Origin of the sequence: Alkaliphilus metalliredigens QYMF, assembly GCF_000016985.1 — a bacterium.
GTDB lineage: Bacteria > Bacillota > Clostridia > Peptostreptococcales > Natronincolaceae > Alkaliphilus_A > Alkaliphilus_A metalliredigens.
The window spans coordinates 4,776,571-4,793,718 of record NC_009633.1; the positions used below are offsets into that span (position 1 = coordinate 4,776,571).

The following is a 17,148-nucleotide window of genomic DNA, read 5'->3' on the forward strand; positions in this document are numbered from 1 at the left end:
TCATAAGAATTCTTCTTCAGTCTGATTTTAATGATCCCAATTCTTATAGAATTGGTGATAAAAGTCGGGTGACAGATTCCATAGCCTTGTGGCTCAGAGGTCTTTTATGATATTCCTCTAGGGTAACCTCTTTGCTATCCTTTAGGTCCTCCAAAAATACTTCTACTAATTGATCCGTTACCTCTTCATCATAGATAAAGGCATTGACTTCAAAGTTTAATTGGAAGCTCCGAATGTCAATATTGGCCGTTCCAATAGAGGTGAATACACTATCTACGAGAATCATTTTACCGTGAACAAATCCCTTTTGATATTGATATATTTGAACTCCAGCCTCTAGAAGTTCCTCAAAGTGAGACTTTGAAGCCCAAAATACCGTTCGATGATCAGGTCTCCCTGGCAGCAATATTCTGACATCAACTCCCCCAAGGGCAGCGGTTTTTAATGCCATTAGCATACTATCATCAGGAATCAGATAGGGGCTCATAATATAAGCCCGTTTTGTGGCTCCAGTTAAGGCAGTAAAATAAGTTTGCTGTATGGCGGCCCAATAAGAGTCTGGACCACTAGAGGCCACTTGAATGAGCCTTTGTCCGCAGTCTTTTTGTTTAGGAAAGTAAGCCAAACTATCAATTTCTTCTTTTTTCACGAAATACCAATCCATTAGAAAAATAGCTTGCAACACATAAACAGATTCCCCCATAATTTTCAGATGAACATCTCTCCAAAATCCCATTTTTTCACTTTTCCCTAAATATTCGTCTCCTATATTTAATCCACCAACAAACCCTACCTGTCCATCAACGATTAATATCTTTCGATGATTTCGATAATTAAGTCGACTTCCAAAGAATGGAATTGTGACCGGTAAGAAAGCAACGGCCTCCACACCTGCGTCCTTCAATGGTTGTAGAAAATCTTTTTTTAATTTCCAACTCCCTACAGCATCGTAGATCAATCGGACTTCGATTCCCTCCTCAGCCTTCTTGATTAAAGCTTTTTGAAATATTCTACCAATATCACTATCTTTAATAATAAAATATTCCATATGAATATGGTGGGTTGCCCCTTCAATTTCCTGCAACATTTCTCTAAATGTTTCTTCTCCATTATGTAAAACCTTTACCTCATTGTTCACTGTTAAAGGTGAGTAGGTATTGTTGAGAAGTAATGGTATGATTTTTCCTCTTATGTCATCAAAAAATTGATGAAACAAACCAGAGTATTGGGTAATAGGTACTTGCTCTTCTAATAAATGATTTAAAATACGATAATTTTCTTTGCGCTTTTTAATAAAAGTGTTTTTCTTTCTGTGATTCTGTCCAATGTATAAGTAAAGGAAAACTCCCGCACCGGGCAAAAAAATTAGAACTAAAATCCAAGCCAGGGTTCTAGAGGGATTTCGATTGTCTAATATAATCACGACACTTAAAATAAAAATAGTCAATGAATAGATCGTTGTGAAAAAATTTAACCAAGTCATTCTATCTCCAACCCCCTTTCTGTCATTTCTCATCTTGCTCTCTACCTTAAGTCTTATTTCATCCTTTTATATATATATATTTCCATTATTCTCTAACATAATCTTTATAGAGGCTTCCAATTGCTTTTCTTTGCTTATTTTTAAGATTAATTCCTCAGATAATAGGTTGTTTTTATGGATTGGTCTTTCCGTCTCCCCCATTCTTTCCTTATGTTTTCTAATTTCTTCCACAAAGGATGCCAAGGAATAGACCTCAAATCGATTTATCTTCAAATAATGAGCCATATTCTCCAAAATAGCAATTGCTACTTCTTGGTAGGTAGCTTTTTCACTGAGATCCATTAGATGAATCCATCTTGGGATTATCTCCTCTAACAAAAGTCTATTCAAGGGGACACTAGCTGAAAGCCCAAATAATTGGCTTAAATTCTTTAATACAGCTTCATCCCATCTCATGAGAAAAGCCATTGCCGTAATCTCATCAATAAAACCTTCTATATAATACTTTCTTCCCTTTAACCCCTTACAAGCTCTTAATGTATCAAAGTAGCCTAGGTTAAGGTTGGTTTGAGCACGCTCATTGCTAAAATCCATCATATTCCCTAGGTTTTCACAGGGCTGTATATACAACACATCTAAGTCATGGTGCTCAACTTTTTTGACCCTTCCTTTACTCAATAGTCTTACTGCTACAATTTTTCGATATCCTTTTTCATACAGCATATTAATGGGTAAATTATTATAGAATCCTCCATCAAGGAAAGTTTTTCCATCAAGCTTCTTGGACTTAAAAATTGGCAAGTAAGAGGATGCCATTAGATAGTCTGCCATTTTGCCCATTGGAATTTCTTCTTTGAAAATTTCTAAGGGTTTAAAATCCGTCAGAGAAACTGTTACAAATCCAAAATCAGTGCTGGCTTTCCTGATTTTACCTTCGTTAATATTGGCTTCAATCAATTGCTCAAGGGGTTTTGTATCCATTCCAAATCCCTTAATAAATTTTCTAACTTGTTCTAACATAAAATGCACGTTATTAGCTGTTAATTGATAATTTGATAGCATTTCATAAATACGGTCATCTATATCCATTATCGTATTAGGATTCATTTCATGCCAAATACCATAGGCTAAATCAAAATCGTCTTGAAGCATCAGGGCGCCATTCAAGGCCCCCACAGAGGTCCCTGTAATCCCATCAAACTCGATGTTCATCTCTCTAAAAGCTTTCCATGCCCCTATCTGGTAAGACCCCTTAGCACCGCCACCCTCTAGCGTTAATCCTAGCATTGGCTTTTCCCCTCTTCTCTTTTTGGTTCTTATATCTATTATATGCCTATTTTATCCTTTGGTTCAATCTATTAACCTATAATTCGTCTGATGTTGCCCCATCAAATCATAGGACATTTATATTTTAACGGGCCTTGTTAAAAATCTCAAGTCTTAAAATTCGTCTGATGCTACCGCATCGACTCATGGCGCACTTATATTTTTAACGGGCCTTGTTAAAAATCTCAAGTGCTTAAAATTCGTCTGATGCTACCGCATCGACTCATGGCGCACTTATATTTTTAACAGGCTCTGTTAAAAATCTCAAGTGCTTAAAATAGATTAAGGGATGAAGAAAATTCTTCATCCCTTAATCGTTACTTATTTAATTTGTCTTTATATTTCAGATAAACGCTTGTATGTTTCGTATCTTTCTTTTGCTTCCTTCTCAGACTTTTCAAATAGCATTTCTGCTGTTTCAGGGAAGGTTTTAGATAGAGAGGAATAACGCACTTCACCTAGTAAGAAATCTCTAAATGGAGTTGTTGGCGCCTTAGAATCTAATACAAATGGATTCTTTCCTGCTTCTTTTAGCTCTGGGTTGAATCTGTATAGATGCCAGTATCCAGCTTCAACGGCATTCTTAGACTGCTCTTGGGTTTTACCCATTCCAGCTTTGATTCCGTGAGCGATACATGGTGAGTATGCGATGACTACTGAAGGTCCATCGTAGGCTTCCGCTTCTTTCATGGCTTTGATTAATTGGTTTTTATCTGCTCCCATTGCCACCTGTGCTACATATACATAACCATAGCTCATTGCAATCATACCTAGGTCCTTCTTCTTTGTCTTCTTACCTGAAGCAGCAAATTTAGCAATTGCAGCTGTTGGTGAAGCTTTAGAAGATTGTCCTCCTGTATTTGAATAAACCTCTGTATCCATGACAAGGATGTTGATATCATCACCAGAAGCAATGACATGGTCTAATCCACCGAATCCGATATCGTAAGCCCAACCGTCTCCACCAAAGATCCACTGTGATTTTTTCACTAAGAAGTCTTTCTTCTCGATGATTTCATCAATGATTGGATTTCCTTTAGCAGCATCAAACAGTGGTAACATGTTGTAAGTTGCTTCTTTAGAAGGTTGTGCTTGGTCTTTTCCTTCTAACCATGCCTTGAAGGCGTCCTTCAATTCTTCAGCGATGTCTAATGATAATGCTTCTGTCATTAAATCAGACACCTTATCTCTAATTTGTTTTACTCCTAAGAACATACCATATCCAAACTCAGCATTATCTTCAAAGAGTGAGTTTGCCCAAGCAGGACCTTGGCCTTTTACATTTTTACAATATGGTACAGATGGTGCACTACCACCATAGATTGAAGAACAACCTGTTGCATTGGCAACCATCATTCGATCACCGAATAGCTGTGTGATTAGTTTTACATATGGTGTTTCCCCACAACCTGCACAAGCTCCTGAGAATTCAAATAATGGCTGTGCAAACTGGCTTCCTTTTACAGTCCCAATATTGGTTAGCTCTGACTTATCTGTTAAGGTCGTTGCATATTCCCAATTTTCTTTTTGAGCTTCAACTTGAGGCTCTACAGGTTTCATTTCAATGGCCTTTCCTTTAGGTGCTGGACAAATGTCTACACAGTTTCCGCAACCTGTACAGTCAAGGGTGCTCACTTGTAGGCGGTATTGTAATCCATTGAACTCTTTACCCATTGCCTTCAATGTTTTAAATCCTTCAGGCGCCTGAGCCGCTTCTTTTTCATCAACCAAGAAAGGTCTAATGGCAGCATGAGGACAAACATAAGCACATTGGTTACATTGAATACATTTTTCCATTTGCCATTCTGGTACATCAACAGCGATACAACGCTTCTCATATGCACTTGTTCCCAATGGGAATGTTCCATCTTCTGCTCCAACAAAAGCACTTACCGGTAGATCATCTCCACCTTGTGCATTAATTGGCCTTAAGATATTTTCAATAAAGGCAGGTGCTTCTGCCGCTACTGCTACTTCTTCTTGAGCACTTCCCCAACTTGCAGGTACGTCAATCTTTACTAATGCATTAACGCCTTGATTAACTGCTTCCTGGTTCATGTTAACAATCTTTTCACCTTTAATTCCATAAGCATCTACAATTGCTTCCTTTAGATACTTAGTCGCATCTTCAACTGGAATTACCTCTGCTAATTTAAAGAATGCAGATTGCATTACCATGTTGATTCTTCCGCCTAATCCGATTTCAGTGGCAATTTTTGTGGCATTTAATGTGTAGAAGTTAATGTTGTTCTCTACAATATAACGTTTAATTGAAGCAGGTAATTTTGCGTCTAATTCCTCTGGTGACCAGATACAGTTCAATAGGAATATTCCTCCTGGCTTCAATCCCTTTAATAAATCATATTGATATACGTAGGATTGGTTATGACAGGCTACAAAATCAGCTTGGTCAATTAAGTAAGTGGAACGGATCGGTTGCTTACCAAATCTTAAGTGAGAAATAGTTACCCCACCAGATTTTTTTGAATCATAGGAGAAGTAAGCTTGTGCATACATGTCTGTATTATCCCCAATAATTTTAATGGCACTTTTGTTAGCCCCTACTGTACCATCGGATCCGAGTCCCCAGAACTTACATCTGATTGTTCCTTTAGATGCTGTGACAACATTTTCTTCTACTGGTAGCGATGTATGTGTTACATCATCATTAATCCCAACGGTAAATGCATTTCTAGGCTTCTCTGCCTTTAAATTATCAAATACTGCCTTAATTTGAGGCGGTGTTGTATCTTTAGATCCAAGACCATATCTTCCCCCCACGATTAATGGTGCATTTTCTTTACCAAAGAATATGGTTAGAATATCTTGGTATAATGGCTCTCCCAATGAACCGGGTTCCTTTGTTCTATCTAATACAGAGATACGCTTAACTGAATCAGGTACTACGTCAAAGAAATATTTAGCAGAAAACGGTCTATATAGATGTACTTTTATAAGACCCACTTTTTCTCCTTTTTCATTTAAGTAATCCACTACTTCTTCGATTGTTTCTGTGACTGATCCCATTGCAATAATAATGTTTTCAGCATCAGGTGCTCCATAATAGTTAAATGGTGCATACTCTCTTCCTGTTAGCTTAGTGATCTCTTTCATATAATCATTAACGATACCTGGAATCACCTCATAGAATGGGTTGGAGGCTTCCTTTGCTTGGAAAAATATGTCTGGATTTTGAGCAGTTCCTCTTAGTTCTGGATGCTCTGGGTTTAACCCTCTATTTCTAAAGGCTTTGATTTCATTCCAATCTACTAACTTTTCAAGCTCATCAAACTCAATCACTTCAATTTTTTGCATTTCATGAGAAGTTCTAAATCCATCAAAGAAATGAACAAAAGGCATTCTGCCTTTAATTGCGGCCAAGTGAGCTACGCCCCCTAGGTCCATTACTTCTTGAACACTACCTGAAGCTAAGAGCGCACATCCTGTTTGTCTTACTGCCATTACATCTGAGTGATCTCCAAAGATAGAAAGCGCATGTCCCGCTAAGGCACGAGCACTTACATGGAATACACCAGGTAGTAACTCTCCGGCGATTTTATACATGTTGGGAATCATTAACAAAAGACCTTGAGACGCTGTGAATGTTGTTGTTAAGGCACCAGCTGCTAAAGAACCATGTACGGCTCCCGCTGCTCCCGCCTCAGATTGCATTTCTGTTACCTGTACTGTCTGTCCGAAAATGTTTTTAAGTCCCTCAGAACTCCACTCGTCTACATTTTCTGCCATATTGGATGATGGTGTAATCGGATAGATTGCAGCAACATCTGTAAAAGCATAAGATACATGAGCCGCAGCTGCGTTCCCATCCATTGTTTTCATCTTTCTTGCCATTTGACATCCTCCTTTGATTAAATATATTAATAAATTTTATTTAATTGTATCTTGTATACGCTTTCATTATATAAGAAAACACCAAAAAATTATAGGGCAACTTTGTAGAGAGGTTCAACCATTTTTTTAAGTGTTTATTAAGGGCTGACTTTTCAACACTTGGGAGAATTATTACAAATTTATTTCACCCATGGATTGCCTTCTTTTATATGTAAGACCCGATTACACTTATTAAAACAGCTATATTTACAATACTGTACTCCCTTTGACATCTTCTCGTATAAAGTATACACATAAGCTTGTTAAATTTTCCTTTATTTTCTTTCATCACCCATAGTATACTAGTTTGCTATACAAAAAACAATGAGGGTTGTCTTTTTTTTCGACCAACCCTCATTGTTTTTTATGTTTTTCGACAATTCTCTACGCCACATCAGGAATGAACCCATCAAACTGAGCTTTATATAGCCTTGCATAAATACCCTCCTGCTGAAGTAACTCCTCGTGACTTCCTTCTTCTGCGATTCCCTCATCGGTTAACACCATAATTCGATCAGCATTCCGAATTGTGGCTAATCTATGGGCAATGACTAAGGTAGTTCTATTCTCAGAAAGAGAAAACAAGGATTGTTGAATGATTTTTTCTGTTTCATTATCTAAGGCCGATGTGGCTTCATCTAATATTAAAATCGGTGGATTTTTAAGAAATATTCTGGCTATGGAGAGTCTTTGCTTTTGTCCACCAGACAGTTTCACACCTCGTTCTCCAATATAGGTATCATACCCATTCTCTAATTTCATAATAAACTCATGGGCATTGGCTTTTTTAGCTGCTTCCATCACCTCTTCATCGGTTGGGTTTTGCTTGCCATAAGCAATGTTTTCTTTAACCGTTCCTGAAAATAAGAAGACATCTTGTTGAACAATCCCTATATTTTCTCGAAGAGAGCTTTGTGTGATCTCTTTAATGTCAACGCCATCAATTTGAATACTTCCCTGTTCCACCTCATAAAACCTTGGAATCAAGCTACACAATGTGGTCTTTCCTCCCCCAGATGGACCTACAAAGGCCACGGTTTCACCTGTTTTTACCTCCATAGTAATATCCTGAAGAACATTCTGTTGATTATTATAGCTAAAGGTCACATGCTGGAAGTTAATCCTTCCCTCTGCGCGTCCCATCTCTTTTGCATTTTCACTGTCCACAATCTCAGGGTCCAGTTCTAGCACTTCAACAAAGCGACTGAATCCAGCCATCCCTTTTTGATAATTTTCCACTAGGGTTGTGAGCCTTCGTATGGGCTGCATAAACATAGAGACATATAATAGAAACGCAAATAAGTCTCCTGTGGTCATTTGTCCTTGATAAATGAAGATTCCACCCCCAATAAGAACTGCTAAGTTTGTAAAGTTAGAGAAGAAATTAACACCAGCAAAAAATTCTGCCATGACCTGAAATGCTTTCTCCCGAGAAACTCTAAATTTTACATTTCCCTCTTGGAACTTTTCTTCCTCATAGTGTTCATTATTGAAGGACTTTACCACACGGACGCCAGAAATGCTATCCTCCACCTGTGCATTGATGTCAGCTACCTTTAATCGCATGTCCTTAAATGCTCGTTGCATCCTGCGGTTTTTGTTAATGGCAAACCACATCATAATGGGAACAAGTGCAAATGTAATCAAGGCCAGGGGCCCGTTAATAGTTAGTAGAATAATAAAGGATCCTACTAATGTGATTGTGGCAATAAAAAGATCCTCCGGGCCATGGTGGGCCAGTTCTGACAAATCATGAAGGTCATTGACCAATCTAGACATAATATGCCCAGTTTTCGTATTGTCAAAGTAAGTAAAGGATTGTTTGTTGATATGATGAAATAAATCCTTCCTCATATCATGCTCTATTCGAACGCCCAATACGTGGCCCCAATAATCTACAATGTATTGTAGGATAGAGCGTACAATATAAAGGATCACCATCCCTAGAGCTATCCATAGAATTAATCGAAGGTCTCTGGCCGGAAAAACATCGTCAATCATCTTTCTTACAACGAAGGGAAAAACCAAGTCCATCCCAGCCATTAAAAATGCACATCCAAAATCTAGATAGAATAATGGTAGATGTGCTTTATAGTATTTAATAAATCTTTTAATCATCCTCAATTCACCCCTCATCACCTTTTATTTCGGTTCTCTAAGGTTATATTATATCATACTTGCACAGCCATGAAAATTCTTCTTTTCACATAAAAAAGCACCTCTTTAACTAGGTCATAAAGGATTTCCCTTATCCTATTAAAAGAGGCTGAATGCGTTGTCCATTAACTGATTCAATTTTATGTGTTTATCAATAGAATACTTTCGGGGTAGCTGTCCTACCTGATTCTCAATGTCCTATCTTGCTAAACTAAGTTCACGCTTCTGTTCTGGCCTTTGTTGGATCACACTTAGGTTCTTTTACTTCTGTGACCTGGGCTAGCTTTGTTAAATAGTAGCATTCCTCACGAGCCATATGATCTAGCATGAGTGCCGATAAAGTCCCTAAGACCTTCTGGTTTAATTCTAATGCTTCTAATTCTCTTAAGAATTTCTTAAATAAGAGTAATTCCCCTTCTACCTGATAATTGAATCGTGTAAAGGCAGGAAATTGATCAAGGGTTGTTCTGGTATACCCTGCGATTTCCACTGCTTTAATATAGAATTCTTCAAATCGCTGGGTGAATTTTCCACTTTTTCTAATGAGTTCCTTTTCAACCATGTCAAGGTCGCCCATAATTCCTGCCGAATGTCCTGCGGCATCAAGAAGCCATACCATATGATAATGAATAGGCTGTGTAATTGGGATCTGTTTCATTGAAAGAAAACAGAGAATTCGTAAATATTCCTCCACTTCATTGACCATATGATTGAGGAATGTTGGTGGGAGACCAATCTCAATCTTTCCTACTAAATGTCTTTTAATAAGATGTAGCTTGAAAGTACGAATCTCCTGGGCACATCCATAGGCTTGATCCGTAAGCTTGCTTAAAGCTGAACCCCTAGGGGATTTTCTTGATTCTTCCAACAGTTGATCAAATATATGAATGAAGTACTGTGCTCTTTGAATTTCTTCTCGTTCTTCTGGAGATAATGCATTCAAGATGAATCGTGCATGGTCACCTAAAACCTGTAGCCAAAATTGATGTTCAAATAGTGCCACATTCTCATAGGGTAAAATGTCTTCCTTATCCAACTCTTTTCCCTCCTCCACTTTTATACACTTTCATTATATGCATGTGCATGATTTCTTAGAATAATAAAAAACCGCAATCCATGAACCACCTGGTTCTCCATAGTAGATTCCCATAGGTTAATGAGAGTCGGATATAAAATAATAAGACCCTTGGGCAGGGTCTTATTATTTTGATGAATTATATAGATAAAAAATAGTGAGTCGTTTATCTATAACAATGCTATTTTAGCTTTTTCACATGTTTCTATCATCTTATCAGGCCATATGGCTGCTTGTACCTCTCCTATATGGGCCTTTTTTAAGAAAAACATACAAATTCTTGACTGGCCAATTCCCCCACCTATTGTATAGGGCAGCACTTTAGTTAAAATACCTTGATGAAAAACTAAGCTTTGACGATCCTCACATTTTGCTAAGCTCAATTGTCTTGCCATGGCTTCCTCATCGACTCGCACCCCCATAGAGGAAAGCTCTACAGCCTGATCTAACATTGGGTACCAAAATAAAATATCACCATTCAAATTCCAATCATCATAATCAGGTGCTCGTCCATCATGCTTTTCACCGGATTTCATATCTCCACCAATTGCAATAATGAAAACTGCTTTCTTTTCCTTGGTAATTGCATTTTCTCTTTCCTTAGGAGATAACGTTGGATAGCGATCCTCCAGCTCTTGGGCAGTAATGAAGGTGATCTCCTCAGGTAACATTTTACCTAAGTGTGGATAGAACTGAAATAAGTAGTTTTCCGTATCTTTAAAAACGCCATAAATACTCTCTACAGTAGATTTTAATGTTTCAATCCTTCTCTCTTCCTTAGAGATAACCCTCTCCCAGTCCCACTGGTCTACATAAATGGAATGTAGATTATCTAAATCCTCGTCCCTGCGGATGGCGTCCATATCTGTATAAATTCCTTCCCCTAACTTAAACCCATATCGGTGTAGAGCCATTCGCTTCCACTTTGCTAGTGAATGTACCACCTCTACTTCTTTATTATCTATTCCTTTTACTTCAAAGGAGACAGGTCTCTCTACGCCATTTAAGTTGTCATTGATACCCGTCTCTGGTCTAACAAACAAAGGGGCAGATACCCTAGTGAGATTTAACATTTCAGCCAATCTACCTTCAAAAAAGTCTTTAATTCTTTTAATTGCAATTTCAGTTTCTCGGATATCTAGTTTGGGATCATAGTCCACTGGGATAATTAATAATTCTTTTGCTTGCTCCATCATATTTCCTCCTCGTATCATTTATTTAAATATCAAATCCAAAAGCATTAAACCCTCAATGTAAATCATGGCCATGATTTTACAAAAACAAAAAAGTCCTTCATCCTTATCATATAAGGACGAAGAACTGAATCTCCGTGGTACCACCTTAGTTAGCATTACTGCCCACTCTAAATCAATACGGAATGACTGCTAGTTCGCATTCAATCGATACTGTCCAATGAATAACGGTTTGGATCCGGCTAAGTCTACTCTCCTATTCGGATTTCGGTTAGCAACTCAGAGATGTTTTTCAATATAGACTTAGTGTTGATCTCTCACCATCATCAACTCGCTGAAACGTCATACTATATTTACTCTTCTCTTCATCGTCTTTTAGTTTACTAGGTTAATTTTTATTATTTTATCTCATTTATATTATTATGTCAATAAAATAATAATATAATTCCAAATTTTTTAAATAATCCTTTGAATCCTTAAAGGGATCCCTTTTCTTGGAAGAACTCTTTATATTCCATATCAACTTTCATAATATGACTCTCAATCCAATTTGCAATAAAAATAATGATATCCATCCCTATTTTTTTCTGCTTTTCATCGATGTCTTGATTTTCAATTTCAATCACCTTATTGATAAAAGCTTGATGGGCTTCTTTATGATCCGCTATTCCCGGATAATGATGCTTTTCCATTAAAGCCTCTTCATATTGAAAATGATCGATGGTATAATGCTTTAGCTCTTGTAGCACTTCCATCATTTCATCATAGTGATCCAACTGATCCTTAGCTTTCACTATTTCATGTAACTGCATTCCAATCTGAAAAAGCTTTTGATGTTGCTGATCCACAGAACCTACTTCACAATTAAAACTTTCCTTCCATTTAAACAAATGAAACGCCTCCTCAAATAATTTTTACGTTTAATTATAACATATTTCTCCAGCCCTCATGGGATATAGATTAAGTTGGTCATACGCTTCTCTTTACTGAATTGTACTGGAAAATCTACCTATCCTTTAGAAATATTACCCTCATTCTAATGAGTTCAATCACAGTTCTTTTTATCTAGCTTCCACATTAAGAGATTTATTACAAAATCATTACATTTTTAGTTTTTTATTGCATATTATTGGTAGTTTTGTATATAATATCTATGTAGTCAATTTATTTCATCTAACTTGAGAGGAGGTCGTATTAATGAAAACTTTAAATTCAACTATCAAAAACATGTGTCCCTTTACGTTACAAATTAATAATTTTTTGACGCGGCCTTATGGTCTAGTGAAATAATTTTATGGTGATGATTTCTGTATTGTTTTTAAATCATTACTGGTTACTTCTATATCTATTTCGCTAACATTTTGAGCTATAGGCGTGTCATTACCTATGGCTCTTTCTAATTTTCCCCTGTGTTTTTTGATTGGGGAAAACCGTTCTATTGCACTAGAACGAATAGCAGGCTATAGGTTACCCAACCTATAGCCTTTTTGTTTTTGTTGAACTGGCACCCCGTTATCTTACGTAATTGGGATGTCTTTCATAATAAAAAAATTGAATGGAGGGATGTTATATGATTTATCTAATTACATCAAAAAGAATGCAAAGGAGTTTTCCGTTATTTCAAACCTGAGTTAAATAGGTATCTATTAGAGGAGGAAATATAAATGTCATTAGCTAGTTTTTCTTTAAATTTAAGTTACTTTAACATAAACATTAGTATTAAGAGAGATGAATTGAAAAGACAGAAGAAGCTTGAGGAACAGTTGACCCGAGAAGTTGCACTTGAAAAGGTCACCACCCATAGAGAGCTTGTTCAGTGTGAATTTTCACATTTTCTATACTAAAATAATATCAAGGTAATATGAACAGTAAGTTTAAGGATTGAAGTTCACTTTAAGTTGAAGTGAACTTCAATTTTTTTGATCCTAATTATAGAATAGCCAAGAATAATCAGGGGAAAATTAAGTTCACCTAAATTTAATAAATAAGGAGCGTTTCTATGAATGAAAACAACGAAAAATTCAATTGTCTAGCAAATCACGACCCGATCCCTCGCCCCTACTGGCTTACTTCTACTGATCAAAAAAATCACCCTCCTTTAGAAAAAGACATCACCGTGGATGTCGCTATTGTGGGGGGAGGGATGGTTGGCATTACTTCAGCATGGTTGTTAAAACAAGCAGGTCTATCGGTGGCTATAGTAGAGGCTGATCATATTCTTCAAGGAACAACCGGCCATACCACAGCTAAAATCACCTCTCAGCACGGATTAATTTATGACAAAATAACCAACAAAATGGGTAATGAGCTGGCCAGTCAGTATGCTCAAGCCAATGAGTCTGCCATCCATTTTATTGCTGACCTCATAAAAGAAAAAGAAATTTCCTGTGATTTTTCATGGCAACCTGCTTATGTTTATACACAGTCCCCTGTTTATGTCCAAAAACTAATTGACGAAACAAAGGCCGCCTCTAGCTTAGGGCTCATGGCTTCCTATGTAGAGTCTCTTCCCCTCCCCTTTGACATCCAAGGAGCTATGAAGTTTGAGGATCAAGCTCAATTCCACCCACGAAAGTATCTGCTTTCCTTAGCTAAAGACATTGTGGGAGATAATAGCTATATTTTTGAGCAAACCCGTGCAGTGGATATTCAGGAAGGATCTCTTTGTCAAGTCATCACTCATAATAATAATAAGAAGGTAACGGCTTCACATGTGATCATTGCTTCTCATTATCCTTTTTATGATAAACCAGGATTATACTTTGCCAGAATCTATCAAGAAAGATCCTATATCCTAGGTGCAAAAATAAAAGGAGACTTTCCAAAGGGTATGTTCATTAATGCAGAGCAACCGACCCGTTCCCTTCGAACCCAACCCATGGAAGATGGTGAGCTGGTTCTTATAGGCGGTGAAAATCATAAAAGTGGGCATGGACAAAGTACCCTCAAACACTATGAAGCCCTCTGTCAATTTGCCCACAAGCACTTTGACGTAGAAGATATTCTATTTAGATGGTCTACCCAGGACTGTGTCACAATGGACAACATCCCTTATATAGGTCACCTCACCGCAGATCGTCCTAATGTTTATGTGGCCACAGGCTTTGGCAAATGGGGCATGACCAACAGTACAGTCTCTGCCATCATGCTACGAGACTTAATTGTGAAAGGGGAAAACCCTTGGACCTCTGTGTATTACCCTTCTCGAATCAGACCTCAGGCTTCCGCCACTGAGTTTATTGTGCAAAATGTAGATGTTGCTACCCGATTCATCTCTGGAAAATTGATACCAAATTCTAAGGATATGAATCTTCAACCTGGCCAAGGCAAAGTCTTACAGATTAAAGGACAAAGAGTGGGTGCCTATTGTGATGAAAATGGAGAAATCCATGTAGTTGATACCACCTGCACTCACCTAGGCTGCGAACTCACCTGGAATGATGCCGAAAAGTCCTGGGATTGTCCCTGCCATGGTTCCCGTTTTTCTTATACAGGGGACATTATAGAGGGTCCCGCTTTAAAGCCATTGCAAAAACTACAGTAAGCTGATTGAGAACAAAATCGACTTCGTCGATATTTATTCTTCGCTAGGGAACCCTAGGTTCCCTTCGACGGCTGCAAGACAGCCTGAGCACCCTCCTTAATACGACAGAGGGGAATCCCCTCTGTACTCCCCAATGTATAGGAAATTAAAAACCATAATTTCCTATACATTTTAAAAAACAGGTCTGGATTGGGGGTGCTATCCCCAAGAGCCAGACCTTTAACATACTTTGCTGCCTTTTTTAGAAATCTTATCTGCAATTCCTGTTGAGGTATAGGAATCTGGTTTCATGCAGCATTTGAAGCCCATTCCCATAACCCAACCAACAATTTCTTTGATTAAATGCTTTGTTTCTCCCTGGTCACCAATGTCTACATGCACCTCTAGAGAAGCTTCGATCTCATTTTTATTAATATATTCCATTACCTGGGAGGCCAGCTCGATACTACATTGGGTTTCTTTAAAAATCTTCTGTCTTATATTATTAATTCGCTTTACCTTTTTAATATCATAAAAGAAAATCCCGCCCTTTGTCTTTTTCACGATGGCAATCACAGAGACCACCTTGGTAATGCCACCAATGTTCTGAGAATCGGTTCCTACGGAAATGACATACTGCCCCTTTAGATCTCTTCCCGTATATATTTTAATTTTTTCACACACTTCATTAAAGGTTAATTCACCATAAGTAATACTTTTCATTGATATTCCTCCAAGTGATTACTATATTCACTTTTACTAAAACGAATATCCTATTCTATTAGTCTATGCACTCAATAGGACTTTGGTATACTACGATTAATCTTATTTTAAAACTTTACTATTTATATATTTCCGATTTCTCTATATAATTATCCCTTTCTGCTACATCCAATATTTTTTATTGTTTCATATAGGACACTATTGGGGAATGTGTTATGGTATCAGGTTTTAAGTTTACCTATTTTTATGTTTTTTTATATAAAAAAATCATAACCTAGTCACTAGTTTATGATTTCTACTTGAATCTCTTTATCCTAGTTGTATTCTTAGCATGTTCTCTACATTAATTGTTATTTTATACCACATACTTCTCATGGGTTAGGACGTCATCCTTTATATGAGACTCTCGGGCCCTTTGAAATTTCATCATAACACTTAATATGGCATGGTCAGTGAGCTGCATTCCTTCTTCAGACAATATCCTTAGATTTTCAATGGTTCCTTCAGCTGTTTCTGCAACAATTCCATTTCCCGTGGGCACGATGTGATGGTCCATAGCTAAAAGAGCTGATTGAATGGCTACCTGTGCAGACGTGGCTAGCTTTAAAGCACATCCAACTTTAGCACCGTCACAGATCATGCCACTGACATTGGCCAGCATGTTTTTTATCACGCCATCAATCTGCTGTTCCTTTGCACCCATTAACCAAGCAATAGCGACCGATGCACCTGTTCCAGCCGCAACTCCACAGCCACACAGAGCAGATAACCTGCCTATGTAGTGCTTAATATAGCTATTCATCAAATGGCTTATGGCTAGAGCCTTAGCCATTTTTTCATCTTCTACTTGAAATTTCATCCCATAGGCAACGATCGGTAAAATAGCTGTGATCCCGTTATTGCCACTTCCATTACTGCTCATCACGGGCAATATGGAGCCCGACATCCTAGCATCCGAGGCAGCAGCAGTCAGCATCATAGCCTGGTTCATAATATCATCAGATAAAATACCCTTTTTCATATTATCATAATAGGTGTAGCCCACTCCCATCCCTACTCCTGGCTGTAATCCAGTCATTGCCATTTTCTTGTTCATTTCTACTCCATCCATCATAAAGGCAAGTTCCTCATGGGGGATTTGTTCTATGATGGCAATAATTTCTTTAATTTCCATGTGATACAATGGATTTTGATGACTTGCAATCACCCCAGGCACAGTTTTACTGTCTAATAATACGTGTCCCTGTTTTTCTAGGTAGACAAATTGATTATGCCTTTCTTTGATGATGACCTTAGCCTTCCATCCTTGTATAGAAAGGATGACTTCGATATAAACTTTTTCATTTGTATCCTTGATATCTAAGGAGATTAGCCCTTGATCCATTAGGCTTACTGCAATATCCTGTTCCGTTTTTTTCATTCCCTCTAAAACTTGAAGCCCCTGATGACACTTTCCTCCCGTTAACCCTAGGGCGGCGGCGATGGCTAGGCCTATGTGTTCTGTATGGGGTACCCCTACAGCCAATCCATTTTTATATACATTAGGACTTACAATTACATCTACATGATCTACTTCATCAATTGACACCCCTGCTATTTCCCTGGCCTTTGCACAGGCTAATGCTACAGCAATAGGCTCTGTGCATCCGATAGCCGGTACGACTTCTGCTTTCAGTGTCTCTAGGATTAATCGCTTCAATTGCATCACACCTCCATCTACTCTTTCTGATGTAGGTTAATAGAGCAATAATCATGCCAACTCAAAGTCCTTGAAAGC

11 protein-coding genes and 1 other annotated feature are annotated in these 17,148 nt (G+C 37.8%); of the genes, 2 read left to right on the forward strand and 9 right to left on the reverse strand.

The features are described 5' to 3' along the window. Positions 1–43 precede the first annotated feature (43 nt). The 7 genes from cls to AMET_RS23290 form a co-directional block, all read right to left on the reverse strand. Positions 44–1,483, reverse strand: a complete 1,440-nt coding sequence (cls, locus tag AMET_RS23260; protein ID WP_012065613.1) for a cardiolipin synthase — start codon at positions 1,481–1,483, stop codon at positions 44–46. 66 nt (positions 1,484–1,549) lie between these two features. Further along, positions 1,550–2,770: a patatin-like phospholipase family protein gene (locus AMET_RS23265; RefSeq protein ID WP_012065614.1), complete on the reverse strand. Its 1,221-nt coding sequence runs from the start codon at positions 2,768–2,770 to the stop codon at positions 1,550–1,552. Between the two features lie 375 nt (positions 2,771–3,145). Further along, positions 3,146–6,661: a pyruvate:ferredoxin (flavodoxin) oxidoreductase gene (gene nifJ, locus AMET_RS23270; RefSeq protein ID WP_012065615.1), complete on the reverse strand. Its 3,516-nt coding sequence runs from the start codon at positions 6,659–6,661 to the stop codon at positions 3,146–3,148. Positions 6,662–7,084: 423 nt separating this feature from the next. After that, on the reverse strand, positions 7,085–8,818 hold the full coding sequence (locus tag AMET_RS23275; RefSeq protein ID WP_012065616.1) for an ABC transporter ATP-binding protein: 1,734 nt from the start codon (positions 8,816–8,818) through the stop codon (positions 7,085–7,087). Between the two features lie 256 nt (positions 8,819–9,074). Then, entirely contained in the window at positions 9,075–9,893 is an 819-nt protein-coding gene (locus AMET_RS23280) for a DUF2935 domain-containing protein (RefSeq protein WP_012065617.1), read from the reverse strand. 209 nt (positions 9,894–10,102) lie between these two features. After that, the gene (asnA, locus tag AMET_RS23285; protein ID WP_012065618.1) at positions 10,103–11,128 is read right to left on the reverse strand and encodes an aspartate--ammonia ligase; all 1,026 of its coding nucleotides are present in this window, start codon (positions 11,126–11,128) and stop codon (positions 10,103–10,105) included. Between the two features lie 109 nt (positions 11,129–11,237). Continuing rightward, positions 11,238–11,503 (reverse strand) — a binding site (T-box leader). A 98-nt stretch (positions 11,504–11,601) separates the two neighbouring features. Then, positions 11,602–12,015 (reverse strand): bacteriohemerythrin, encoded by a 414-nt coding sequence (locus AMET_RS23290; protein WP_012065619.1) that lies wholly within the window; start codon positions 12,013–12,015, stop codon positions 11,602–11,604. A 774-nt stretch (positions 12,016–12,789) separates the two neighbouring features. Here AMET_RS23290 and AMET_RS23295 point away from each other — a divergent pair. Both AMET_RS23295 and AMET_RS23300 read left to right on the forward strand, forming a co-directional pair. Next, positions 12,790–12,969, forward strand: coding sequence for a hypothetical protein (locus AMET_RS23295; RefSeq protein WP_012065620.1), 180 nt, complete (start codon positions 12,790–12,792; stop codon positions 12,967–12,969). Positions 12,970–13,124: 155 nt separating this feature from the next. Further along, positions 13,125–14,669, forward strand: coding sequence for an FAD-dependent oxidoreductase (locus AMET_RS23300; RefSeq protein ID WP_012065621.1), 1,545 nt, complete (start codon positions 13,125–13,127; stop codon positions 14,667–14,669). Between the two features lie 219 nt (positions 14,670–14,888). Here AMET_RS23300 and AMET_RS23305 read toward each other — a convergent pair whose 3' ends face one another. Together AMET_RS23305 and AMET_RS23310 are read right to left on the reverse strand one after the other, a co-directional pair. Further along, positions 14,889–15,371 (reverse strand): ribonuclease H-like YkuK family protein, encoded by a 483-nt coding sequence (locus AMET_RS23305; RefSeq protein WP_012065622.1) that lies wholly within the window; start codon positions 15,369–15,371, stop codon positions 14,889–14,891. A 355-nt stretch (positions 15,372–15,726) separates the two neighbouring features. Next, positions 15,727–17,076 (reverse strand): L-cysteine desulfidase family protein, encoded by a 1,350-nt coding sequence (locus AMET_RS23310; RefSeq protein WP_242661514.1) that lies wholly within the window; start codon positions 17,074–17,076, stop codon positions 15,727–15,729. Between the last annotated feature and the right edge of the window lie 72 nt (positions 17,077–17,148).